The 23,976-nt window shown below is 43.6% G+C and carries 20 protein-coding genes and 1 tRNA gene; 16 read left to right on the forward strand and 5 right to left on the reverse strand.

Translation table 11 applies throughout. The features are described from left to right. The first annotated feature begins 34 nt into the window (after window positions 1-34). From DYD21_RS13230 to DYD21_RS13275, 10 genes are all read left to right on the forward strand, one after another. Entirely contained in the window at window positions 35-1,444 is a 1,410-nt protein-coding gene (locus DYD21_RS13230; RefSeq protein WP_116037467.1) for a PAS domain S-box protein, read from the forward strand. Between the two features lie 18 nt (window positions 1,445-1,462). After that, window positions 1,463-2,116 (forward strand): response regulator transcription factor, encoded by a 654-nt coding sequence (locus tag DYD21_RS13235; RefSeq protein WP_116037468.1) that lies wholly within the window; start codon window positions 1,463-1,465, stop codon window positions 2,114-2,116. Between the two features lie 218 nt (window positions 2,117-2,334). Then, window positions 2,335-3,606: a hypothetical protein gene (locus tag DYD21_RS13240; RefSeq protein WP_199535541.1), complete on the forward strand. Its 1,272-nt coding sequence runs from the start codon at window positions 2,335-2,337 to the stop codon at window positions 3,604-3,606. An 82-nt stretch (window positions 3,607-3,688) separates the two neighbouring features. Next, window positions 3,689-4,291, forward strand: a complete 603-nt coding sequence (locus DYD21_RS13245; protein ID WP_116037469.1) for a YceI family protein — start codon at window positions 3,689-3,691, stop codon at window positions 4,289-4,291. Between the two features lie 19 nt (window positions 4,292-4,310). Continuing rightward, the gene (locus DYD21_RS13250; protein ID WP_116037470.1) at window positions 4,311-4,928 is read left to right on the forward strand and encodes a YceI family protein; all 618 of its coding nucleotides are present in this window, start codon (window positions 4,311-4,313) and stop codon (window positions 4,926-4,928) included. After that, window positions 4,909-5,508, forward strand: a complete 600-nt coding sequence (locus DYD21_RS13255) for a hypothetical protein (RefSeq protein WP_116037471.1) — start codon at window positions 4,909-4,911, stop codon at window positions 5,506-5,508. The genes DYD21_RS13250 and DYD21_RS13255 overlap by 20 nt, the downstream gene beginning before the upstream one ends. Before the next feature lie 122 nt (window positions 5,509-5,630). After that, the gene (locus DYD21_RS13260) at window positions 5,631-6,005 is read left to right on the forward strand and encodes a response regulator (RefSeq protein ID WP_233505545.1); all 375 of its coding nucleotides are present in this window, start codon (window positions 5,631-5,633) and stop codon (window positions 6,003-6,005) included. 48 nt (window positions 6,006-6,053) lie between these two features. Continuing rightward, a complete protein-coding gene (locus DYD21_RS13265) occupies window positions 6,054-8,054 on the forward strand; it encodes a M1 family metallopeptidase (RefSeq protein WP_116037472.1) in 2,001 nt (666 codons plus the stop codon). 408 nt (window positions 8,055-8,462) lie between these two features. Continuing rightward, on the forward strand, window positions 8,463-10,190 hold the full coding sequence (locus tag DYD21_RS13270; RefSeq protein WP_116037473.1) for a cell wall metabolism sensor histidine kinase WalK: 1,728 nt from the start codon (window positions 8,463-8,465) through the stop codon (window positions 10,188-10,190). Further along, the gene (locus tag DYD21_RS13275) at window positions 10,180-10,878 is read left to right on the forward strand and encodes a response regulator transcription factor (RefSeq protein ID WP_116037474.1); all 699 of its coding nucleotides are present in this window, start codon (window positions 10,180-10,182) and stop codon (window positions 10,876-10,878) included. Before DYD21_RS13270 ends, DYD21_RS13275 begins: the two co-directional genes overlap by 11 nt. 3 nt (window positions 10,879-10,881) lie before the next feature. On the opposite strand, the gene DYD21_RS13280 is transcribed toward DYD21_RS13275, so the two are convergent. Further along, the gene (locus DYD21_RS13280) at window positions 10,882-11,424 is read right to left on the reverse strand and encodes an NADPH-dependent FMN reductase (RefSeq protein ID WP_116037475.1); all 543 of its coding nucleotides are present in this window, start codon (window positions 11,422-11,424) and stop codon (window positions 10,882-10,884) included. A 323-nt stretch (window positions 11,425-11,747) separates the two neighbouring features. Next, a complete protein-coding gene (locus tag DYD21_RS13285) occupies window positions 11,748-13,103 on the reverse strand; it encodes a replication-associated recombination protein A (RefSeq protein WP_233505546.1) in 1,356 nt (451 codons plus the stop codon). Between the two features lie 254 nt (window positions 13,104-13,357). Here DYD21_RS13285 and DYD21_RS13290 point away from each other — a divergent pair, with 254 nt between their 5' ends. Beyond that, a complete protein-coding gene (locus tag DYD21_RS13290) occupies window positions 13,358-13,609 on the forward strand; it encodes a hypothetical protein (protein ID WP_116037476.1) in 252 nt (83 codons plus the stop codon). 161 nt (window positions 13,610-13,770) lie between these two features. Here DYD21_RS13290 and rpsA read toward each other — a convergent pair whose 3' ends face one another. Together rpsA and cmk are read right to left on the reverse strand one after the other, a co-directional pair. Beyond that, the gene (gene rpsA / locus DYD21_RS13295; protein WP_116037477.1) at window positions 13,771-15,708 is read right to left on the reverse strand and encodes a 30S ribosomal protein S1; all 1,938 of its coding nucleotides are present in this window, start codon (window positions 15,706-15,708) and stop codon (window positions 13,771-13,773) included. A 53-nt stretch (window positions 15,709-15,761) separates the two neighbouring features. After that, window positions 15,762-16,427 (reverse strand): (d)CMP kinase, encoded by a 666-nt coding sequence (gene cmk / locus DYD21_RS13300; protein WP_116037478.1) that lies wholly within the window; start codon window positions 16,425-16,427, stop codon window positions 15,762-15,764. Window positions 16,428-16,552: 125 nt separating this feature from the next. Between cmk and rpsT the strand changes: the two genes are divergently transcribed. The 3 genes from rpsT (at window position 16,553) to DYD21_RS13315 (ending at window position 21,097) form a co-directional block, all read left to right on the forward strand. Beyond that, complete coding sequence (rpsT, locus tag DYD21_RS13305) at window positions 16,553-16,804, forward strand: 30S ribosomal protein S20 (protein WP_116037479.1); 252 nt, start codon at window positions 16,553-16,555, stop codon at window positions 16,802-16,804. Window positions 16,805-16,808: 4 nt separating this feature from the next. Then, window positions 16,809-18,332 carry a 2,3-bisphosphoglycerate-independent phosphoglycerate mutase gene (gene gpmI, locus DYD21_RS13310; RefSeq protein WP_116037480.1) on the forward strand — a complete coding sequence of 508 codons (1,524 nt, stop codon included), beginning with the start codon at window positions 16,809-16,811 and terminating at the stop codon, window positions 18,330-18,332. 161 nt (window positions 18,333-18,493) lie between these two features. After that, window positions 18,494-21,097: an ATP-dependent Clp protease ATP-binding subunit gene (locus tag DYD21_RS13315; RefSeq protein ID WP_116037481.1), complete on the forward strand. Its 2,604-nt coding sequence runs from the start codon at window positions 18,494-18,496 to the stop codon at window positions 21,095-21,097. Between the two features lie 118 nt (window positions 21,098-21,215). Here the strand turns inward: DYD21_RS13315 and DYD21_RS13320 are convergent, their stop codons facing one another. Further along, window positions 21,216-22,334 (reverse strand): hypothetical protein, encoded by a 1,119-nt coding sequence (locus DYD21_RS13320; protein WP_116037482.1) that lies wholly within the window; start codon window positions 22,332-22,334, stop codon window positions 21,216-21,218. 68 nt (window positions 22,335-22,402) lie between these two features. Between DYD21_RS13320 and DYD21_RS13325 the strand changes: the two genes are divergently transcribed. Both DYD21_RS13325 and DYD21_RS13330 read left to right on the forward strand, forming a co-directional pair. Next, window positions 22,403-23,359, forward strand: coding sequence for a glycosyltransferase family 2 protein (locus tag DYD21_RS13325; RefSeq protein ID WP_116037483.1), 957 nt, complete (start codon window positions 22,403-22,405; stop codon window positions 23,357-23,359). A 198-nt stretch (window positions 23,360-23,557) separates the two neighbouring features. Beyond that, a tRNA-Pro gene (locus DYD21_RS13330) sits at window positions 23,558-23,631 on the forward strand. Window positions 23,632-23,976 lie beyond the last annotated feature (345 nt).

The following is a 23,976-nucleotide window of genomic DNA, read 5'->3' on the forward strand; positions in this document are numbered from 1 at the left end:
TTAAGCCACAGCTATCTAACAAGTATACCATAATATGATTCACACACTGCTGATTGGAGAAAATGACCAGATTCGTCAGACTTTATACGAAACCCTGGCCAAAAGAAAACACAAAGTTACCGTTGTGGAACCGGCAACTGTTGACATAGAAAATGCTATTCAAAATGATTTCTCGCTGGTGATTGTCTCTTCCGTGACGGATCAAACCCTCGGGGTCTGCAGGCAGCTTCGATTGAGTAAAAACGGGTCGAATTTTGCGCTGGTGATGGTAGTAGATCACAATCATCCCGATCAACTTGATGATATTCTGGATGCAGGAGCCGACCAGTGTATTATTGAATCGATATATGATGAGAAACGCCTCCACATTCGTCTCGCGTTTGCTGAAAAGATGGCGAGCGAAAAAGTGCAGCAGCAGATTACCGAGCAGCAGCTTCGGGAAAGTGAGGCCCGTGCACGCAGCATTCTCGAAACCACGGTTGATGCCATTATCACTATCACTCCGAAAGGTAACATTCGCACGTTTAATAAAACGGCTGAAAAACTTTTCGGATATCACTCTACGGAAGTTATCGGCAAAAATGTGAAAATTCTGATGCCCAATCCATATAAAGCGGAACATGATGATTATATGGAGCACTACCTGGAAACGGGCAAGCGTAAAATTATTGGTATCGGGAGAGAGGTTACCGGCCGCCGCAAGGATGGGTCCACATTCCCGATGTACCTGGCGGTGAGTGAAGTTAAGTTGCCGGATCAGCATATTTTCACCGGAATTGTGCGCGATATTTCTGAACAGCGGCGTCTGGAGCAGGAAGTTTTACGGATTAGTGAACATGAACGCCAGCGAATTGGTCAGGATTTACATGACGGCCTCGGACAGATGCTTACCGGTATCGGGCTGATCACTAAAAACCTCGCCCGGCAACTTGAACAGGAAGAACATAAACTTGCTGAAGATGCAGCAGAGATCAGTACATTGATCCAGCAGGCTGATGAACAGGCCCGGTCCCTTGCGCGCGGACTCGTGCCGGTGGAATTTGATGAACGAGGGCTGGAAGCTGCGTTGGAACGGCTGAAAAACAATGCCGAAAAACTTTTTGGGATTGAGTGCACGCTCGAGATCCTGGGAGAGCTTGATTTTGATGATGTTACACAGGCGATCCATCTTTACCGGATTGCGCAGGAAGGCGTGAGCAATGCTGTAAAACATGGTTCAGCCGACAAGGTGTCTATTTATATCGCCTCCACTGATCAGCATCTGCGCCTTCGTGTGGTGGACAACGGAACCGGGTTCCCCGAAAATTGGGATTCGGAAGGAGGTCTGGGTGTGCGTATCATGCGTTTCAGGGCACGGCTGATCGGGGGAAGTTTAGAAATAAGCGACATCCCCGATAAAGGAGCTACCATTACGTGTACTGTGCCAAATATTAAACAACCTTAAACAGATTCCAATTAACAGATGCCCGCAAAAAAGAAAATATATATCGTAGACGACCACCCGCTGATGAGAAAGGGAATGGCGATGACACTTGAAAACAGTGTGGAGTTTGAAGTGTGCGGGCAAAGTGAATCGGCGGAAGAGGCGCTGGGTGAAATCCCCCGATTGAAACCGGATGGATGTGTAATTGACATCTCACTGCCGGGTATGAACGGTATTGAACTTGTAAAAAACCTGCTTGCTCAAATGCCCGACCTGAAAATCCTGATGGTTTCCCGCCACGACGAAGAACTCTACGCCGAACGCGCCATCCGCGCAGGGGCAAAAGGGTACCTGATGAAACTGGAAGCCGGCGAAGTGCTCGTAAGCGCCGTTCGCCAGGTGATGAACGGTAGTATTTACCTGAGCGATAAAATCGGCTCACAACTCATCATGAAAATTGCATCGGGGCAATCTGCCGGAGAAAATCCCCTGGAATTGTTGAGTGATCGTGAGCTGGAAGTATTTGAACTCACCGGAAAAGGAGAATCCACAAAAGAGATTGCCCGACGCCTTCACGTATCTGTAAAAACGGTGGACACCTACCGCGCACGCATCAAAGAGAAAATGCATCTCAAAACGGCCAACGAACTTATGAGAAAAGCCGTACAGTGGGTTGAAGGCGGTTCCGTGTAACTTCAAACCGGAATCGATGGTTTTGCAGATAAGTAATTATACTCTGTGTTTGGGAGCCATGTAATATAAACCCCTACAGCCCGGTAGGGACTCGCCTGATTAAACCTTCAGGTATTCGCTCTCATTTTCTGTATCGAAATGTTTTGATTTTAATCATGTGCTAAACAAACAACAGGCACAGAAAAAATTTTTATCAAAACAATCATACAGATATAGTTATGAAAACAACAATTAACAGTACGATACTAACCTTAGTTTTAGCATTCGTCGTAACCACTGCGGGTGTTTTTGCACAACAAACCAGAGACCTTCAATATTTTAGAGCACCTGATAAAACAGGGTTAAATGTATTTGAAAGTCCGAAAGAAACCGATGTTGTGTACGACGGTTTTAAGATTCGAATAGGCGGTGCCAATACCCTGCAGTTTCAGGCTCTGGAAAATGACGCAGCAGGTCCGGAATTAGAGCCAAACTTCAACCTTGCGACCTCAAACCTGGACATCGATGTTCAGCTACACAGAGGCCTTCGCATGCACCTACGCACCTATCTTTCATCACGAAATCACACAGAAGCGTGGGTGAAGGGTGGTTATCTGCAGGTAGATCGTCTCGATTTTATTCAGGATGGATTTCTTGATAACCTAATGGACAAAGTAACCGTCAAGGTTGGACACATGACGCTGAACTACGGTGACGCACACTTCAGAAGATCTGACAACGGTCAGGCCTTATACAATCCTTTTGTAGGAAACTATATCATGGATTCGTTCACAAACGAGGTGGGTGGTGAAGTTTACTATAAAGACGGCGGATTCCTCGCAATGCTGGGCCTGAGTAACAGTAAAACAAACCAAAGCACCGTTAAAGGTGACATTGCCACGAAACCTTCACTGTACGGTAAAATTGGATATGACACCCAGGTAAATCCTGATCTCAGAGTTCGGCTCACAGGTTCCTTTTATAATAACCCTGGAAGTGAAGCGGTCAGACTCTATGGCGGTGACCTTGCCGGAGCACGTTATTACAATGTTGAAGGCACCGGAACTACTACCGGTAGGTTTGCTCCAGACTTTACAGTTTCAGGATTTGCACCGGGCGGACCCATTGGCGGCGAGGCAACTTCATTCATGATCAATCCGTTTATTAAGTTCCAGGGTCTGGAGTTCTTCGGCCTTTTCGAAAGAACAAGCGGCCAGCGGGCAACCGAAACCGACAGCAGATCCTTCAACCAGTATGGTGCTGAGCTTCTGTACAGGTTTGGATCGAATGAAGACTTCTACATCGGCGGGCGATACAACCTTGTTGATGGTGAACTTGCCAACGGTAATGAGATTGAAATTGAGCGGATTAACGTTGGCGGCGGATGGTTTCTGACCAAAAACGTACTGACCAAAGTTGAATATGTGAATCAAACTCGTGATGGATTCACCGGTCCGCTTGAAGGTGCAGGATTCAGCGGATTTATGCTCGAAGCCGTAATCAGCTTCTAAATAATTTCAATGCAGAACACAACGAGTTGTGATCCTATGACCGGGGTCACAACTCTTATTTCCAACCCAAAATTACAATACCATGAAACGAATACTATCAATAATCACACTCTTTGCCCTGATGGGCACGCTGCACACCACAGAAGCACAAAATTCCGATATTGAGCTTTCACTGGAGCAGGGCCACGAAATGAAAATCGACGGAACATCCAATGTCAGAGACTGGGATGCAGATGTCAACACAGTTAACGCAACGTTTGTTCTTTCACAGTTTGACCTTTCTGATCTTTCAAGTCTTACTGCAGATCACTTCAAAACAATGGAATTATCTATTCCCGTAGAAGACATTGAATCTGACTCAGGCCGGCTGACCCGAAACCTTCAGGATTACCTGAAAAAAGATGATCATCCCATCATAACATTTACGATGAACGAGGTTGAAAGTGTGGAAATAAACGGCAATAGTGCCGATATTGTAGCTTCTGGTGTGATCAATGCTGCTGGTGTGGATCATGAAACTTCGATGAATGTTACAGCCACAGTAAACAACGGTAAAGTAACCTTTTCCGGAACACAGGATCTTCTGATGACTGACTTCGGAATCGACCCGCCAACTGCAATGCTCGGTTCAATCAGAGCCCGGGATGAAATTACGATTATCTACTCGTTAACCTTTTCGAACTAAATTATAAAGGAAATCAAAAGTGCACCACTTCCGTCAACATATCGCTGCTTCCATAGCCCTGATTCTGTTCTTCGGCGGAAGTGTGTTTGCACAAGAGATCAACATCGACCAGGAGAACAGCAGACTCTGGATTGAGGGGCGATCAAACGTCAACCAATTTAGCTGCAGAGCGGAACGCTACAACAGCAACATCAAACCTCCCGCCGCCGACACTACCATAGAGGTAGAAGTGGACATTGCCGTAGCAGGTTTTGAGTGCGGTAAACGCCGGATGAACCGCGATCTGAATGACGCATTGATGTCGGAGGAACACCCGTTTATCAGTTTTGAATATACCGATACCCGTTCGATGGATTTTAGTGATTCAAGTGATCAATACCGGCTTTTAGTTGCGGGTAATCTCACTGTTGCTGGACACACCCGGCAAATAGAATTTCCAATGGAGGCGTATGTACAGCAAGACGGGACAATACGGGCAACAGGTAAAACCGAACTTCGAATGACCGACTATAATGTGGAACCTCCCACTGCCCTGCTGGGTATCGTAAAAGTTGATGATCTTTTCACAGTTCACTTCGAACTGTTCGCATCCACCCGAGATTCTGAAACACTGCGTTATGACCAGCCTGAAGAATAAACTCCTCCTCAATACCCACGTGATACCGGCCGATTTCTGGAACGTCTCAAAAGCCGGCAAAACTCTCGAATTTTCCGTAACGGCTCACATCGACATTAACCCCGCCGACTACAGGCAGGGCGTGATTCAGATTGGTCAAATCATCCGGAGAATTGAACAGTTTGCTCGTGTAAAAAATGCTGCTCCCAAAATTCAACTCTTTCCAAATTTGGCAGAAGATCAGCTGGCAGCTACCGTTTTCTGGCCGGAACTGTTAAGCGGCGGAGCTGTTACCCTGCCGAAAAAACAACCGGGATGCCTTCCCCCTCCATCAAAAATTCAATCCATCGCAAAAGTCTATCGTTTTACACTGAAAAAGACTGATCAGGACAAAGGTGTAAATTCGAATAAATGGGTCGTTTGTTCTTCCTCCAATCAGCCGTTTATCTGGCTTAAACTGGGGCAGTTCATCGAACACTTATCAGAAACAGATAAAGGTATCACCATCGGGAATCTGGCAGATTTGATAGAAATCCTGGAACCTGAGGGTCAAAAACAGAAAACAGACCTCTATACCCAATTAGCTATCTATATACCATAGCGGTATAGAAATCGTTATATTCCTCGTTTTATTAAAGCCATATAAAAAATTTTTAGTTATTAATCTAATTGCATAAGATAACGTACCTTAATGGCTACTGACCCGAGAATTTATAATTGATTATGAGTGAAGATACCAAGACCGTTCTGATAGTTGAAGATGACCTGATATTAAACCTGTTATATGAAAGCTTTTTAGAAAAAATGGGGTTTGAAACGCATGGTGAGTTAGTATATGGAAAAACAGCTGTTGATATGACTCGCAAAATCCATCCCGACCTCATACTGATGGACATTGCCCTTGAGGGTGACATGAACGGAATTGAGGCCGCTCAGAAAATCCGCGAATTCTCTGATGTACCTGTTATTTTTATTACGGGAAATTCCGATCCGGAACACAAAGAGAAAGCGATGGAAACTCCCAACAGCCACTACCTGATCAAACCCGTGGAACTTGAGGATTTAAACCAGACCCTTTTAAAAATTGGACTAATCTGAATCGATTAGAGAATATTCCCTCCTAACATTAGATCTGCCAGATACTGTATGCGACATTTTTACCTGATTACCCTGCTGTTATTCATTTCATCATGCGCTACTCCACAGCAAACGACTTCTGAGCCTGAGCCCCCGACGGACCAGGCTGCTGTTGCAGACATCGAACGGCCTATCCCCTATCCTCTCGATATTCCCAATGCGTTTTCCAGGGCTATTAATGAGAATACAAGGTCAGAATCCGGTGAACCAGGCACAGAATACTGGCAAAACGAAGGCAGCTACACATTACACGCTGAAATTGATCCAGAGCACCACATGCTTTACGGGAATGCAGAGATTGTATACTACAATAATTCCCCGGATAACCTGAACGCTATCGTAGTTGAACTGGCTCAGAACCTCCATAAAGAAGGGACTCCTAAAAAAGAGGTCACGGAAATAACCGGTGGAAAAGATCTCACGAAAATTACGCTTAATAATACGGACCTTTCCGAAACCACTATGCAGGCACGCTGGTCACAGGGTGCTTCAGGTTATATATTAGATGGAACGCGTCTCTACATTTTTCCCGATGATCCAATTGAATCAGGCGGATCTGTTGAGCTGAGTTTTGAATGGAATTTTGAGATTCCACAGCAGGGTGCATCCGGCAGAATGGGACGCAGCCGCGATAATCTCTACATGATTGCATACTGGTATCCACAAGTGGCGGTATATGATGATGTCTACGGCTGGATGGATGATCCGTTTCTGGGCAATGCAGAATTTTATCACAAATTCTCGGATTATGAACTCTCTGTTACTGCACCGCGTGAGTGGATCGTTATGGGAACCGGCGAATTTCTGAATCCGGAAGAAACATTAGCTGAGGAAGTCCTTGATCGATATCGTCGCGCCGGAGAGAGTGATGACGTGATTGTAATCGCAGATTTTGATGAACTTGACAATGCTACCGCAACCGGTGAAGACGGAAAGCTCACCTGGCGATTTAAATCTGAGCGGGTTCGAGACGTTGCCTTCAGTGCAACCCTCGAAAGTCGCTGGGATGCGGCACGCGCACCGATTGGAGATCTTACAGGCGATGGAGAAACCAACTATACACGAATCAATACATTTTACAGAGAAACTGCACCGCTCTGGAGTGAGGTTACCGATTATGCGCAGCACTCCATCTCGTTCCTTTCTGATTACACGGCCATGCCTTATCCCTGGCCGCATATGACATCCGTTGAAGGAGCCGATATTATTGGCGGCGGCATGGAATTCCCCATGATTACGCTGATGGGCGATTATAATAACGCCGGAGCTGTAAGTCTCTACGGAGTTACGGCACACGAATTTGCTCACATGTGGGTGCCGATGATCGTAAGTACCAACGAACGCCGCTACACCTGGCTCGATGAAGGCCATACATCTTTTCATACCCAACAGGCAAATGTAGATCGTTTTGGTAAAGACCGGTTCAGCCGGGGGCAGCTTTTTGGCCAGTACCTGCAAATTGCGGGTACCGATTTTGAGGGCGAAATGATGAGGTGGAGTGATTTTCACTACCCTGGCCCCGCCTATGGCATAGCCTCCTACCCTAAGCCGGCATCCGTATTAACCGCACTTCGCGGATTGATTGGCGACGAGCTTTTCCTGGAAGCTCACCGGGAATTTATGCACAGGTGGGAATATAAACACCCTTATCCGTGGGATTTCTTCAACACCATTGAAGATGTCACAGATATGGATCTATCCTGGTTCTGGAGAAGCTGGTATTACGAAAGCTGGGTATTAGACCAGGCCGTAACGGATGTACAGCGTGATGGCGATCAAACCACTATCGTGATTGAAGATCGTGGGAATGTGCCGATGCCGGTTCTGCTCAGAATTACACTTGCCGATGGTACCGTAATGAACGAAGAGATTGAAGTGGACCACTGGCTTGAGGGAAAGCGGATGGTTGAGTTCGCGATTACAACCGATTCACCCGTAGATGCAGTAGTTATCGACCCGGAGGAGCTTTTCCCCGATGCTGACAGGCAAAATAATGTCTGGGAAAGATAGAACCACCTAAACGTCACTCTGACAATTACATTTAGCGGTTTAAAAATTTGAAAAATCGAATTGCAATAATATTTTAAGCTCCTGCTATGGCCATAAAGGGAACTTGTGGTGGCCCTTGTTGTAAAATTCTATTTATAATAGTAACGGCGCTTTTAAGTCACACTTATTTTTATGATTATTTAGCAATAAGCTGATTTAAGCTACTGTTTTGTCATTGATGTATTTATTCACCTGATCTCTTCTAATGAGTCGTATTTAGATCCAGTTTGACTCGGTTTTTTCGAAGATCTCATCCGGTTTCTACAAGATATTTTTTTGATGACAAAACACTACTTAGAACATAAGTATCTTCGCAGATCAAAATGTGAACAGCTCGGATACAACTCATACGATTAACACCAACTGTATATGGAGTTATTTAACAGAATAAAAAAAGCCAATACCCTCCGTATCGTCTTTTTCGGCATCGCTACAATAGCGGTTGTGGCTTTAACGCTATTAAACGTCTACTCACTTTATCAGCTCCGGAACGCTTCGATAGAATCCGCTACGGATGTAAAAAAGCTACAGCTTGAAGATTTTAACAGCCAGGTTCGGTATCGATTTTTCAATTCAGTCTGGGACCTTCGGAAAGTAGATATGAATGTGGTTGAAAGCTATTGGTACAATAGTGATGTACTGCCCGATAATTTTGTTGACGTTCTCAACAAGGCAAGCCAGGATCCGCTTTACGATGATATCCACTTTATTTACGGCGACCAGGATGGATGTACGGATGATAGTGCTCCGGTCTTTAAATACGATCCTCAATCACGCTACTTTGTTTCAGCATCTGATATTCCTCAAATTGTATGCGACGGATTCGGAATCTCTAAATCCCGTGCACGGGTTATCGTCGATGATTACAGGTTTAATACAAAATCTACATTCGATTCACACAGATCACTCACCATTGCCCTCATCGACCTGGAAGATAATTCGGTATTCGGCCACCTTAACTTATCTATCAACCGGGATTACCTGGTTAACGACTACATCGCCAAAGAACTGAAAAAGAATTTCGGCAATGCAGATGAGTCCGGCATCGTAGTATGGCTGAGAGATTGGATACAGGATGATATTCTATTAAGCAGTGACGATGGTTTTGTGTACGACAGGGATGAATATCCAATCGATCTGAGGCAGCGTTTTTCCGATTCGCTGGATGATTGGACCCTCCACGCCACAATACTTGCATCTCCCACAATCGCTGCATCCGATGCCTCCCTGAACCGAAATCTCATTGTAATGGGAGTTGCCGTCTTTGTTCTGCTCGGAGCACTATTTTTCATTTTCATCAATGCACAGCGGGAACGCGAACTGGCACAGAGACAGGCCGGATTCCTGGCAAACATTACACACGAATTAAAAACCCCGCTGGCCGTAATGCAGGCTGCAGGAGAAAATATCGCAGATGGACGGGTTACCGATGGAAAACGCCTGAAAAGCTATGGGGATCATATCTACAATGAATCGGTCCGGCTCAAAAAAATGATCGAAAAACTGCTGGATGCCGCAAAAGTTGACTCCGGCCAGGTATCTGCCGAACAGGCTCCGCACTTTCTCCATGAACTGACAGCTGAATTTTATGAAGCCAATAAGGAGTACATTGAGAGTAAAGGTTTCGACTTTTTCTTTCATCACGATAAAAATCTGCCTCTCGTTATGGTTGATTCAGACCATATTGAAACCATTCTCAACAACCTTGTTGAAAACGCAATGAAATACAGCCGGGAGATAAAAAAAATCAATCTGTCTGTCACAAAGAAAGGAAATTTTGTGGCTCTTGAAGTAGCTGATAAAGGAACCGGCATCCCAAAAAGCTCAATCCGTTATATTTTTGATAAGTTCTATCGGGTAGAAGACACGCTCACCGCCAAAACCAAAGGACACGGTCTGGGGCTTTCCATCGTAAAAAATATGGTGGAGATCAATGGAGGAACAATTGATGTTAAAAGTCAATACGGTAAAGGTTCTGTATTTACCGTAAAATTCCCGACATTGATGAAATCAGATTATAGTGATGATGATATCATAACAAATCAGACGAAAACAGATCGTTTAAAAACAGAGAAAGCAGACACATATGTCCAGTAAAAAAATATTGATTGTTGAAGACGAACCAAGCCTGGTGTTTACTCTTCAGGATACGTTAGAAAGTGAGGGTTATAGTGTAGAGGTAGTCTCAGATGGTGAAAAAGCAATTGAGAAAACGAAACAATTCAAACCAGACCTGATGCTTCTCGACCTGATGCTCCCGGGAATGAGTGGATATGAAATATGTAAACAGGTACGCTCCCTGAAGTATACTTTCCCGATCATTATGCTCACGGCAAGAGATCAGGAAGTGGATAAAGTGGCCGGATTGAATATCGGGGCTGATGATTATATCACCAAACCGTTCGGCGTAAAAGAACTGCTGGCACGAATTCAGGCAAGATTACGCAGAGCCAGTTCTTACTCTAAATCCGGCCCTCTCGAAGTACTCAAGCTGGGCAACGTAAAAATCGATTTGAAAGAATCGGAGGTAATTAAGCCGGGCGGGGTATCCCATCCACTCTCTACACGTGAAGTTGAGATGATCAATTATCTTGTAGAAAGAGCGAACCAGCCGGTTTCAAGAGATGAACTTCTGGAACAGGTCTGGCGCTATGAGTATAGCACCAATACACGTACTGTGGATGTCCACATCTCAAAATTACGTGCTAAAATCGAAGAATTTCCGGATGATCCGCGGCACCTCGTCACACTTCACGGCGTGGGGTATATGCTCAAGATCAATTGATTTTTATGATTTGATTTGTCCTACAAACTCAATGAATCCGTCCAGCTGATCTTCGAGAAGTCCCTGCAGAAAGTCAGATTCCAGCCCATCTTCCGTATCGAAGGTATCATTCACCCGGCTAATGAACATCCGTTCTGTATAGATGAGCGCTTTTCGATAGGCGAGTATTTGCTGCAGATGTTCCACTGGCCGTAGTGCACCAAAAGTACCGGCAGCCTCCCCGATAAAACTCACAGGCATTTTATACATCGCATCAGGAAACGGCAGGTAATCGATAAAAAATTTCAATACTCCCGGAAATCCGCCATTATATTCCGGAACAATGAACAGAATTCCATCTGTATCAAGAAACCGATCGTTAAACTTCTTAACGCTCTCAATTTCGTCCCCATACCTCCCTCCTACTATATCTTCAAATGGATAATCCTCAAGTGAAAAGACCTTGGTATCTGTTTTTTCTGACAAATAACCGTTTACATAATTCGTCACTTTTAAGGCATTTGAATCGGGTCTGTCTGTTGATGATAGCAAGTGAATTTTATTCATTGTTCGTTATCTCGGTCTCGTAGTTAATAATTCAAGTTCGCAGCTTTACATTCAGGAGAAGTAAAGTCGCACAAACTGAAGGTATTTCAACCATAAAACATTCCATGATAAAACAACCGTTACATAAAACTTCAAGATAAAAGCGCTTTTCTGAATAATAGATATTATTAAATGATTATAGGTCTTTAACCATATTTTATTTTGTAATTAATCGATTATGACATATTTTTTTAATCGATAGAACGATCTCGTGTTATGGTAGACATCGAGAAATAGCTCCAATAATCTCGCCTGAAACGGATACTTTCAGGCGAGAATTCTTTTTACTCCCTTCCGCTTTTTCTTATCTGCTCAAGGCGTTCCCACAGCCGCCTCTCCCTTCCTTCATCACCAGGCTCGTACCATGACTCATTTTGATTTTTATCCGGCAGATACTGTTGATCTACCCAGTTCCCGGGATATTGATGCGGATATTTATAGTCGTCTGATGAATTTTCTACTCCCAGATACGAAGCACTTAGTAAATTCGCAGTTTTATCTTTTAAATGAGGGGGTACATCTCCAATTCCGCTTTTCTTAATTTTTTGATGAACATTAAAAACCGCTTTTGTACTATTGCTTTTCGCGGATAAAGCCAGAAATATTGCGCAATGCGACAAGAAATAGAATCCTTCCGGCATTCCGGTTTTCAGAAACGATTCATGAGCTGCATTAACCACAGTGAGCGCATACGGATCAGCCATCCCCACATCTTCGGAGGCAAAAATCAAAAACCTTCGAAAGATAAAATTTGGATCTTCACCGGCTTCAAGCATCGCAGTCATCCAGTAGAGAGAGGCGTCCACGTCAGATCCCCTCAGAGACTTGATGAGTGCTGATGCGTAATGGTAGTGCTCATCTCCGGTGCGATCGTAGCGTACACTCCTTTTTTGGATTGATTCACGAGCAATTTCGTGACTGATCTCCACCACTCCATCCTCTCTTTTCGGAGTCGTAAGTGCGGCCATCTCAAGTGCATTCAATGCATTTCGAATATCCCCGCCGGCATACTCGGCAAAATATTCCCTCGCATCGTCGGTCAGTTCTATCTGCATATACCCCAGCCCTCGCTCTTCATCTTTCAATGCCCTGTCGATCATAACCAAAACGTCCTGTTTCAGCAGAGGCTTTAGCTCGAACAGCTGACAGCGCGACAAAAGCGGGTTTACCAGCGAGTAAAACGGATTTTCAGTGGTAGCTCCTACCAGCTTTATCACTCCCGACTCCAGGTGTGGAAGAAGTGCATCCTGCTGGGCTTTATTCCAGCGGTGGATCTCGTCTACAAAAAGTATAGTTTTTCTGCCACCGGCTTTTTTTCGCTGTTTGGCTTGTGCAACCACTTTTCGCAGATCTTTAATCCCATCAAGGACGGCATTAATGATATCAAAATGGGCATCAATTTCCCTGGAAATAACGTGGGCGAGCGTCGTTTTTCCTGAACTTGGAGGACCGTAAAATATCAGTGAACCAATCATTCCGCTTTCAATCATTCTGCGGATCATTTTTCCTTCACCAACCAGTTCGCTCTGCCCGACAAACTCATCAAGCGACTCCGGACGCATACGGGTTGCAAGCGGTTGATCCTGCCCTTTAATACTTCCCGCCTGATCATCTTTGTCATCGTTAAAAAGATCCATCATTAATCAGTTATACATTTTCGTTGTATTGATATCCATAGCTAAACATTAACCCTTAGGATGAGAAAGACATAATGTAACGTGCTATATTTTTTATGATATATTGTGTTGGGTTTATCACCATTTAATTAAATTTTTTTAATTATGATTAATATACCCTGAGATAAAATTCTTTTTATGAAAATATTTTGCATGTTAATGCTCAAGATATTTCATTGATCAAACTACGTTTTTAATCAAAGCTTTAGGTAAATAAAATGAAAATAAGATTTGTTGACAGATCTGATATAAAAATATCAAGAAAAAGTAAGTCGAAATACCGTCCGCTAAAGGATGCTATAGCCGACCTGAAACCTGGTGGCGATGCCATCCAGGTGAAATTTGCTGATGAGAAGGAGTTGATTTCACTCCGTAACGTGATCTATACTTATAATAGAGAGACAGACAGTAATGTGAGAAGCAGTGCTGATATGTCGAAAAATATTATCTACTTCTATGTAGAGAAATAAAGTATCGTAAAATATTTTATTCTTTGTATTACACGCGAGAGATATTAAGGTCCGGTTAACAACCTGATTTCGTGTAAAAGTCACATGGCACTTAAACTAAAAAGGGCTGCACGGATTTTAAACCGGCAGCCCTTTTTTTATCTCTTTATCTAACCTGAGATCTACTCTTTATCGTCGTCTTTTTTTCCTGCAAGCTTCTCTGCCAGCCCGGAAACTTCACCAAGAGTTGGAGTACCGGTTTCGACTTTATCGTCAGCCGGTTTACTCTTCTTAGGTTTGGACGCTTGTTTTTTCGATTCGTTTTCAAGCTGTGTTAGCTCAATACTTTTGCTTGACTCATCAAACTCAACAACGAATGCTTCAACGGAGTCGCCTTCGCTGAATGCTTCTTCGAGATCTTCAACATCGCCTTCCATTTTCTTAACCGGAAGGAATGCCTCAGCACCAAGCGGAAGTTCTACGAATACACCTTTATCGGTGATTTTTGAAACTTTGCCTTCAACTTTAGATCCAAGACCGTACTCCTCAGCATATTTTTCCCAAGGGTTATCTTCAACCTGCTTGTGGCCGAGTGTAATGCGGCGGTTGTCAAAGTCAACAGCAAGAATAACTACTTCCAGCTCTTCTCCTTTGTCTACAGCCTGGTTCGGATGTTCGATGTTCTCAGTCCAGCTAAGGTCCGATACGTGAACAAGGCCGTCGATTCCGGGCTCAAGTTCAACAAATACACCAAAGTTTGTGAGGTTACGCACTTCGCCGGTATGCTTTGAACCAACAGGATATCTTTCGAGAAGATCTTCCCACGGATCCTGTTCCAATTGCTTCACACCGAGAGAAATCTTCTTCTCTTCTTCGTTGATATTCAGAACCACACATTCGATGATATCGTCTTTCTGAACCAGTTGTGACGGATGCTTGATGTGCTGTGTCCACGACATTTCACTAATGTGGATCAGCCCTTCAACACCTTTCTCAAGTTCAATAAAGGCACCGTAGTCTGCAATAGAAACCACGCGGCCCTGAACTCGGAGATTGTCAGGATATTTAATGTCGATATCGTTCCATGGGTGCGGCTGAAGCTGCTTCAGTCCAAGAGATACCCGTTTGGAATCTTCATCAAAATCGATAACTGCAACGTTCATCTTCTGGTCGAGACTTACAATCTCTTCCGGATGATCTACGCGGCCCCATGAGAGGTCGGTAATGTGCAGAAGTCCGTCAACACCACCAAGGTCAATAAATACCCCGAAGTCGGTGATATTTTTAACAATACCTTCAAGTACCTGTCCGGCTTCGATGGTTTCGAGAATTTCTTCACGCTGCTCTTCGAGGTCAGACTCGATGAGAGCTCTGTGCGAGATCACAACATTTTCAGCCTGCATGTTGAGTTTTACAACCTGGAATTCCATGGTTCGGTCAACATAGGCATCAAAGTCACGAACCGGACGCACATCAATTTGTGAGCCGGGAAGGAATGCATCAATTCCAAACACATCCACAACCATACCACCTTTAATACGTCGTTTAATATGACCTTCGATAACTTCGCCTGTCTCGTATGCTTCTTCGAGGTTTTCCCAGGCCTGCAGAATATCTGCTTTTCGGCGGGAAAGAATAAGCTGGCCTTCACGATCTTCAACCCTGTCTAAAAATACTTCAACTTCGTCACCCGGCTGAAGGTTTTCAAGAACTTTGTTGCTAAATTCGTTTACCGGAACAATACCTTCCGATTTAAAACCGATATCAACAATTACATATTTTTCGTCAACAGAGACGACTATACCGGTTACAATTTCCTTCTCTTCAATTTCGCTGAGTGTATTTTCATACATTCCGGCGAGTTCATGAAATTCCTCATCAGAATAATCTTCTGAAGCGGCCTCAAGCTGATCAAACGTAAATGTTTCGCCTTCCACATCTCCTGAATAATCTGGAAGCACTGCAGTTTCGGTTTCAACAGCAGATTCTGATTTTTTTTCTGCTGATTCTGAGCTCTCTGTCGTTTCAGTTGCTTCAGCGACGTCTACAGTTTCCTGGTTCTCGTCGGGTGAAGTTTCTTCAACTTCTTTTTCTGTTATGTTTTTTTGTTCTTCTGACATTCAATATCCTGTTAATGTTTAACCGCATTTCGACTTTCGAAATGGGATTAGAGTTAATGGTTTAATTTTAGATTTTCGTGTATGATGGCTGCCATCAGGTCAACCTGTTCCTCAAACGTTTTCCCGGTGGTATTAATCACAATCGCATCATCTGCTTTTTTAAGCGGATCTGCTTTTCTGCTGCGATCTTTTTGATCTCTGCTCTTCAGGTTATTTACAACATCTTCAAATGAAATATTGTCCTGTTTCGAGCTGAGTTCTTTATATCTGCGTCTTGCGCGTTCTTCAATGGATGCATCCATATAAAATTTCAGGTCTGCATCGGGAAAAACAGCGGTACCAAGATCTCTGCCGTCTGCAATAAATTCGCCATTCGACACAAGATCTCTCATTATGGAATTCACAAACTGCCTCACTTCCGGCAAAGAAGCGATATTGCTTACGTTGTCCGCCACTTCAGATTTCCTGATCTCATTTGAAATATCGGTTTCATTGAGCATGACAAGAAATGATCCGTCGCTGACATCAGCTTTTAAATCCACTCCGGGCAACATTTTAAAGAACGATTCGGTTGACGGCTTTCCCTCGGAGATCCAAAAATAGGTTACAGCGCGATAAAGGGCGCCGGAATCTAAAAAATGAAGATTCAGACGATTCGATAACGCTTTAGCTGTGGAACTTTTCCCAGACCCCGCAGGACCATCAATAACTATAATCATTATAGACCTGTTAAATTAAATTTTTTACTTCAAAGATTCAATCCTTTCTTGTACCTTAATTTTAGAAGCCTTAATTTCTAAAGCTTCAAAGATAATGAGTATTTAACCGTAATATATATTTAATTATGCCACAGCATAAATCAGCAATCAAACGTGTGCGTCAGGATAAAAAACGCGCTCAGCATAACAAAGGGCGTCGAACTGTTCTCCGAAAACAGATCAAACAGGTAATGGATGCCGGTGACAAAGAAAAGGCACAGGAAGAACTAAAGAAAGCTGTTAGCCTGATTGACAGACTCAGCACGAAAGGTATTCTTCACAAAAATACTGCTGCCAGAAAAAAATCAAAGCTTACCACCTACGTAAATAACCTTTGATCCATTGACAAATCCAGACAAGAAAGCTCTTCTGATTATTCTTGACGGATTTGGGATTTCAGACGACCCGGCCGTCAGCGCTGTAGACAAGGCCAATAAACCCTTTTACGATTCACTTCTGCAACAATATCCCAATGCAAGGCTATCAGCAAGCGGTGAAGATGTAGGGCTTCCTGAAGGTCAGTTTGGCAATTCGGAAGTTGGTCACCTCAATATTGGTGCCGGAAGAATCGTATGGCAGGAACTTACAAGGGTTAATAAATCGATCCGGGAGAGAGACTTCTTTTCGAACCCTGTGTTAACAGATGCTTTTGAAAAAGCAAAAAAAAGAGGCAGAATCCATTTTTTAGGACTGCTCTCTGATGGCGGAGTTCACAGCCATAATCAGCACCTCTATGCGCTGCTTGAGATGGCGGCCCAAACGGGTGTAGAGAATGCATTTGTTCACGCGTTCACAGATGGGCGGGATACCTCCCCCCACGGCGGAAAAGAGTATTGCCGCGAGCTGCAGGATAAGATGAACGAGATTGGAAAAGGCCAGATTGCATCCGTTATTGGCCGTTATTTTGCCATGGATCGTGATAATCGCTGGGAGCGGACCAACAAAGCTGTAAGTCTTCTTACTAAAAATGAAGGTGTGAATACACCGTCTTATAAGGAAGTATTTGAGTCGAGTTATGCCGGGGGCACAACCGATGAATTCATTGAACCCTGCACAATTGCTTCCGCACCTAACAGCAGAATCCAGGACGATGATGTTGTTGTATTTTTTAACATCCGCGGTGATCGTGCACGACAAATTACAAAAGCTCTTCTGAACCTGGATAACGTACCTGTTCAGTCCGGCCTGAAAAACCTGCACTACGTTACATTTACGGCATACGATGAAACTTTTAACGATCATGTACATGTAGCCTTTCCGCCCACCCGCCTGCCCAATACGATCGGGGAGTACATTGGTTCTACAGGAGCAGCCCAGTTGCGAATCGCAGAGACGGAAAAATATCCGCATGTAACCTATTTTTTCAACGGCGGTGAAGAGACTCCGAATAAAAACGAGGAGAGAATTCTTGTTCCAAGCCCTAAAGTGGCAACTTACGATCTTAAACCGGAAATGAGCGCTGAAGAGGTCGCAGATAAACTTTCTGTGGCGTTAGAGAAATCCATTTATCAGCTTGCAGTTGTTAATTTTGCAAACCCTGATATGGTTGGCCATACCGGTGATATGGATGCCACAATACAGGCAATTGAATTTGTAGATCGCCAGCTAAAAAAAGTGGTTGAAACCGCTCAGAAAAATAATTACAACATTGTAATTATCGCAGATCATGGTAATGCAGACCGCATGAAACAACCTGACGGATCTGCTCATACTGCACACACAACAGCTGAAGTTCCCGTAATTCTCATAAGTGATCTGGCCATAAAAAAGCTGAATAATGGAATTTTAGCTGATGTTGCCCCGACTTTGCTGAAACTTATGGATCTCAACGCTCCCGAAGAGATGACCGGCAGCCCTCTTTTTTAGGCAAATTTCTGCGTATATTACAACTTACTATCAGAACCCGGCGGGTTTGCTTTTGCGCGCATGCTGTACTACTTTCGATAAGCATGAACTAATGAAAAGCTTCACTCGTTACGCTACATAGAAAAACTAATACGTAATACGTAAAATCAGCAGGTCCCGATATGGAGGGTAATTTTTCAAGTAAAGTTCGAGATGTAATTCAGTTTAGTCGTGAAGAAGCGCTAAGGCTGGGACACGATTATATTGGCACAGAGCATCTGATTTTGGGCATCGTCAGACTTGGCGACGGTGTGGCGATTCGGATACTCAAAAATCTCGATTGCGACCTATTCAAACTAAAGAAAACAATTGAAGATACGGTTCGCGGCACCGGCGGTACGGTTACCGTTGGAAATATTCCGCTGACCAAGCAAGCAGAAAAAGTTCTGCGTATCACGTATCTCGAAGCGAAATTGTACAAAAGTGATACAATAGGAACAGAGCACCTCCTGTTATCACTTCTGCGTGACGAGGAGAACATTGCCGCACAAATTTTACAGCAGTTCAGTGTATCCTATGACGCAGTTCGTGAGGAATTGGATATGATTATTTCGGGTAATGCCCGCGATACAGATCAGGGCGGTGCACGATCAACAAGCGCGAGCGTACCTTCATCCTCTAAAGGTTCACAATCATCCGGAAGTTCACGGGAAAAGAAAATGGAAAAATCGAAAACACCTGTACTTGACAATTTCGGCAGGGATTTAACACAACTTGCCGAAGACGGTAAACTCGATCCAATTATTGGTCGGGAAAAAGAAATTGAACGTGTAGCCCAGGTTCTCAGCCGGCGTAAAAAGAATAATCCGGTTTTAATCGGAGAGCCCGGCGTTGGTAAAACAGCAATAGCCGAGGGTCTTGCCTCAAGAATTATTGAGAGAAAAGTATCCAGGGTTCTCTATAATAAACGTGTAATTGCGCTCGACCTCGCCTCACTTGTTGCCGGAACCAAATACCGCGGACAGTTTGAAGAGCGAATGAAAGCTGTGATGACTGAGCTCGAAAAAACAGAAAACGTCATTCTCTTTATCGACGAGCTGCACACTATCGTAGGAGCCGGGGGAGCAAGCGGTTCTCTGGATGCATCCAACATGCTCAAACCGGCACTTGCCCGAGGGGAAGTTCAGGCAATCGGTGCAACAACACTGAATGAATATCGCCAGTTTATTGAAAAAGATGGTGCGTTGGAAAGACGCTTCCAGAAGATTATGGTGGATCCGACCAGTGTGGAAGAAACCCTGGAGATACTTAACCAGATTAAAGGCAAGTATGAGAAACACCACAGTGTAAAATATACTGAAGATGCGCTCGACGCATGCGTGAAACTTACCGACCGATATGTAACCGACCACTTTTTGCCGGATAAAGCTATTGACGCACTGGATGAGGTTGGCGCACGAGTCCACCTCTCAAATATCACGGTGCCGCAGCATATTCTTGATCTTGAAGAAGAGATTGAGACCACCAGCCGCGAGAAAAATGCGATGGTTAAAAAACAGCGATTTGAAGAAGCGGCCCGCCTCAGAGACTCAGAAAAGAGGCTGATCGAAGAACTGGATGAAGCCCAGAAAAAATGGGAGAAGGAATCAGAACACATCCTTTACGATGTTGAAGAAGATGATGTTGCCTCTGTTGTCGCTATGATGAGTGGTGTACCGGTCAACAAGATCAGCCAGAGAGAGGGCCAAAAACTCATGAAGATGAAAGAGGCTCTTGCAAGCAAAGTTGTTGGGCAGGATGAGGCGATCACAAAGCTTACCAAAGCGATTAAACGTACCCGTGCCGGCCTGAAAGATCCGGCGAGACCCATCGGTTCATTTATATTCCTTGGACCTACAGGTGTCGGTAAAACAGAAATGGCCAAGGTTCTGGCAAAATATCTGTTTGATAAGGAAGAAGCGCTAATCCGGATTGATATGAGTGAATACATGGAGAAATTCAGTGTATCACGGCTGGTAGGTGCACCTCCGGGTTATGTAGGATATGAGGAAGGTGGAATTCTTACTGAAAAAGTAAGACGCAAACCGTACAGTGTTGTTCTTCTGGATGAGATTGAGAAAGCTCACCCGGATGTGTTTAATATTTTGCTCCAGGTTCTGGATGATGGAATCTTAACCGACAGCCTCGGCCGAAAAGTTGATTTCCGAAACACCATTATTATCATGACATCCAATATTGGTGCGCGTGATATTCGCAATATGGGTAAAGGAATTGGGTTTTCTGCATCAGATGACGCGTTCGATTACGCAAAGATGAAATCCACCATTCAGGATGCACTCAAGAAAGTGTTTAATCCCGAATTTCTGAATCGGATTGATGACGTTCTCACGTTCAAGCCACTCGAGAAAGAAGATATCTTTAAGATAATCGACATTCTGGCTGAAGATCTCTTCAACCGGGTTGAGAATCTCGGTTTTGTTCTTGAAATCACTAAAGGAGCCAAAGATTTCATTACCGAACAGGGCTTCGATCAAAAATACGGAGCAAGGCCTTTGAAACGGGCAATCCAGAAATACATTGAAGATCCACTCGCTGAGGAGATCCTTGGTGTTGAACATGCTGAGGGATCAGTCATCAAAATTAAGATGAATAAATCCCGAGACGGACTTGAGTTCGATTGGACTGAAGCCGAAAAAGATGAAAAGAAAAAGAGCAATAGCTCTGGGTCCTCTGCTGATTCAGATTCAGCATCCGAATCCGAGGAGGAAGAAGCGAAAGCGAGGTAAACTCGAATAGCAAGAGTCTTGAAAGGCGGTGCAGTTCTAACTGCATCGCCTTTTTTTATTTAAAAAAACCCTGAGTTCGGACTGAAGAATTGAATAAAATTAGTCGAATGAACTCAAGTTAAAATTGTACCGAAATATCAATCGGCCGGTTTATTCCACTGATGCTGTATGAATTTCGGTCCTCTTTCTGGATATCAATTTTTTCGCGATTCAATATCGAAACGGAACCGCTGAGCTGTTCCCTTACAAGCTGGCGGCCTGCCAGATCAATTGCAGTAATTTCGATATTCCCAATTCTGTTATTCTGTAACTGACCACCAAGAGAAATAATCACATCTTCCGCCGGATCGTAGCTTGCATGAATCACCGTTGATCGTGATGTTGAGCTGCCGAGCCGTTCCCAGTCATGCGTTCGGTATACCTGCACCCGGTTGGCTGAATAAAGCGTCAGGTATCGGCCATCATCGGTAATATCGAAACCGGACAGTTCCATCTCTGTATCACGCTGAATCAAATTATTTCCATATCTGTCAAAAAGATGGAGTCTTGTATTTCCATTACCGGATGATGTTGTTATTGCAATAAAGCTCCCGCCCTTATTAATCTTTACATTCTCAATCACCCGTTCCCTGGAACTAAATAGTTCGATCGAATCTCTTTCTCCTAAAACTACAGACGCCCTGGAGCCTCTGCTTCCATTATATTGAACTACAGGATTGTATGTTACAATTAAGTCGCCTGACTCTGAATAGGCAACACCTGAGGGCTGCTCCCCTCCGGCTGCTTGTGTGGTATTGGAAAATGAGAAGCCTCTGTTACCGGCAGCATCAAAAAAAGTGAAATTTGCTACGTTATCCCGCAAGATAGACGTCCCGTCATTCAGTGCATACGTTTCTATCGTCTCATCTGATGGATCAAAAAAATCAAGCGACGACTCTGATAACTTCACTCCATTTGCCTGGTACACAGAATTCACAAGCTCTGTATTAAAACTGACTGCTGATATTCTGTTTTTATTTCCTGAGAGATTAAAAGCAATTGGAGTTGTTAATTCTACCCTGTTCCCGTCCACTCCGAATGAATAGATACCCTGCGAAACGGATAACACACCCTGCGTAAGCGGAAATTCAGATATTGAGTGATTCTGATGATCGGCAGCAAACCCGAGTTGAAGGCTTTGAGACTGTGCGGAAAGTGAAATAGCAAAAAAAAGGAAAGCAGAAAAAAGCAGCTTCATTTGTATGATTAAATTGTGTTATTATTTTTGTCACCCTTAAGGAATAAAAAAGCCCATTAAATTCGTCTATGAGATTTTCTGTGATCGTACCTGTCTACAACCGCCCCCGGGAGGTTAGAGAACTTCTGCAAAGTTTAACAGAACAGAGCTTCAAAAGTTTCGAGATAATTATTGTAGAAGATGGTTCAGACATAACATGCCGCGAAATTACGGAAAATTTTAGTGAATCTTTGAATATTCGCTACTACTACAAAGAAAACAGCGGGCAAGGTTTTTCACGAAATTTCGGTTTCCAAAAAGCTGCCGGAGAATATTTCGTAGTATTTGATTCTGACTGCCTGATTCCTTCACACTACTTCGAGACGGTAAACCAAGTCATCAATGAAAAAAATATTGATTGCTGGGGGGGACCGGATCGTGCTCATGATTCATTCACTCCTGTGCAAAAAGCAATTAACTATTCGATGACGTCAATATTCACTACCGGCGGCATCCGCGGTAAAAGTGAAAAATTTGAACAATTTTATCCCAGAAGTTTCAATATGGGTATATCGAGGGAAGTTTTCGAAGCGACTGGCGGATATAAAATCACACGAATGGGTGAAGATCTGGAATTAAGCATACGGATTTCAAAGGCAGGGTTTCGGACTGTGCTTATAAAAGATGCGTATGTGTACCATAAACGACGATCTACCTTTATTCAATTTTTTAAACAACTACACTTTTTTGGCAGGGCAAGAGTTAATATCGGGCGATTTCATCCAGAACAGATTAAACTTATGCATACATTTCCTCTGCTTTTTACAGTTGGATTCATTGTTGCGCTTACCTCTGTCCTGCTGTCCATTCCGGTTTTTAAATATCTTATTATCGGATATTTATTATATGCATTATTACTGGCGGCCGATTCATACATTGAGGAAAAGAATCCCGTTATATCGCTCTATTCGGTCATTGCCGGATTTATTCAGCTTACCGGGTATGGGTTTGGTTTTGCCGGTGAGTTATTCAAAAGCCGCAAATAGAAAATTAAAAAATATTTTCTGATGAAATGATTGCATTCAGAATCGAAAACTTTTATCTTTGGATTCTGTTTGAGAAACGAATTATTAATTCATCTCTACAGAATGTATTTGATGCAGTGACATTACGCATCAGGTACAAAAACGAATGCAAATTCAGAACTTGTATTCTTATTTGAAGTATTGAAATGATACACTTTGCGGGGAGTAGCGCAGTCCGGTAGCGCATTCGCTTTGGGAGCGAAGGGTCGCAGGTTCAAATCCTGTCTCCCCGACATTTGACATATTAGTGCAGGGTGAATAATTATTACAAAGGATCAGACAGGCAAAAGCTTAAAAACTTCTGTTGAGTTGCGAAAGCAGTGCTTCCGCGGTTCAAATCCTGTCTCCCCGACATTAATTTTAAAGGATGTCACGCAGTGCGTGTCCCCTTTTTGGGTATTCATACATTGTGTGGATAAGCCCGACAGTGGTTATTCAGTCTTTGAATTTTTTCAATCGGTTTTTTGATCATATAATGTTCTGTCATATCAACCGTGAGTAATTCAAAAATGAATAATCCAGTTAAGCGCCCGTAGCTCAACTGGATAGAGCAACTGCCTTCTAAGCAGTAGGTTACA

The organism is Rhodohalobacter sp. SW132 (assembly GCF_003390325.1).
Taxonomy (GTDB): Bacteria; Bacteroidota; Rhodothermia; order Balneolales; family Balneolaceae; genus SW132.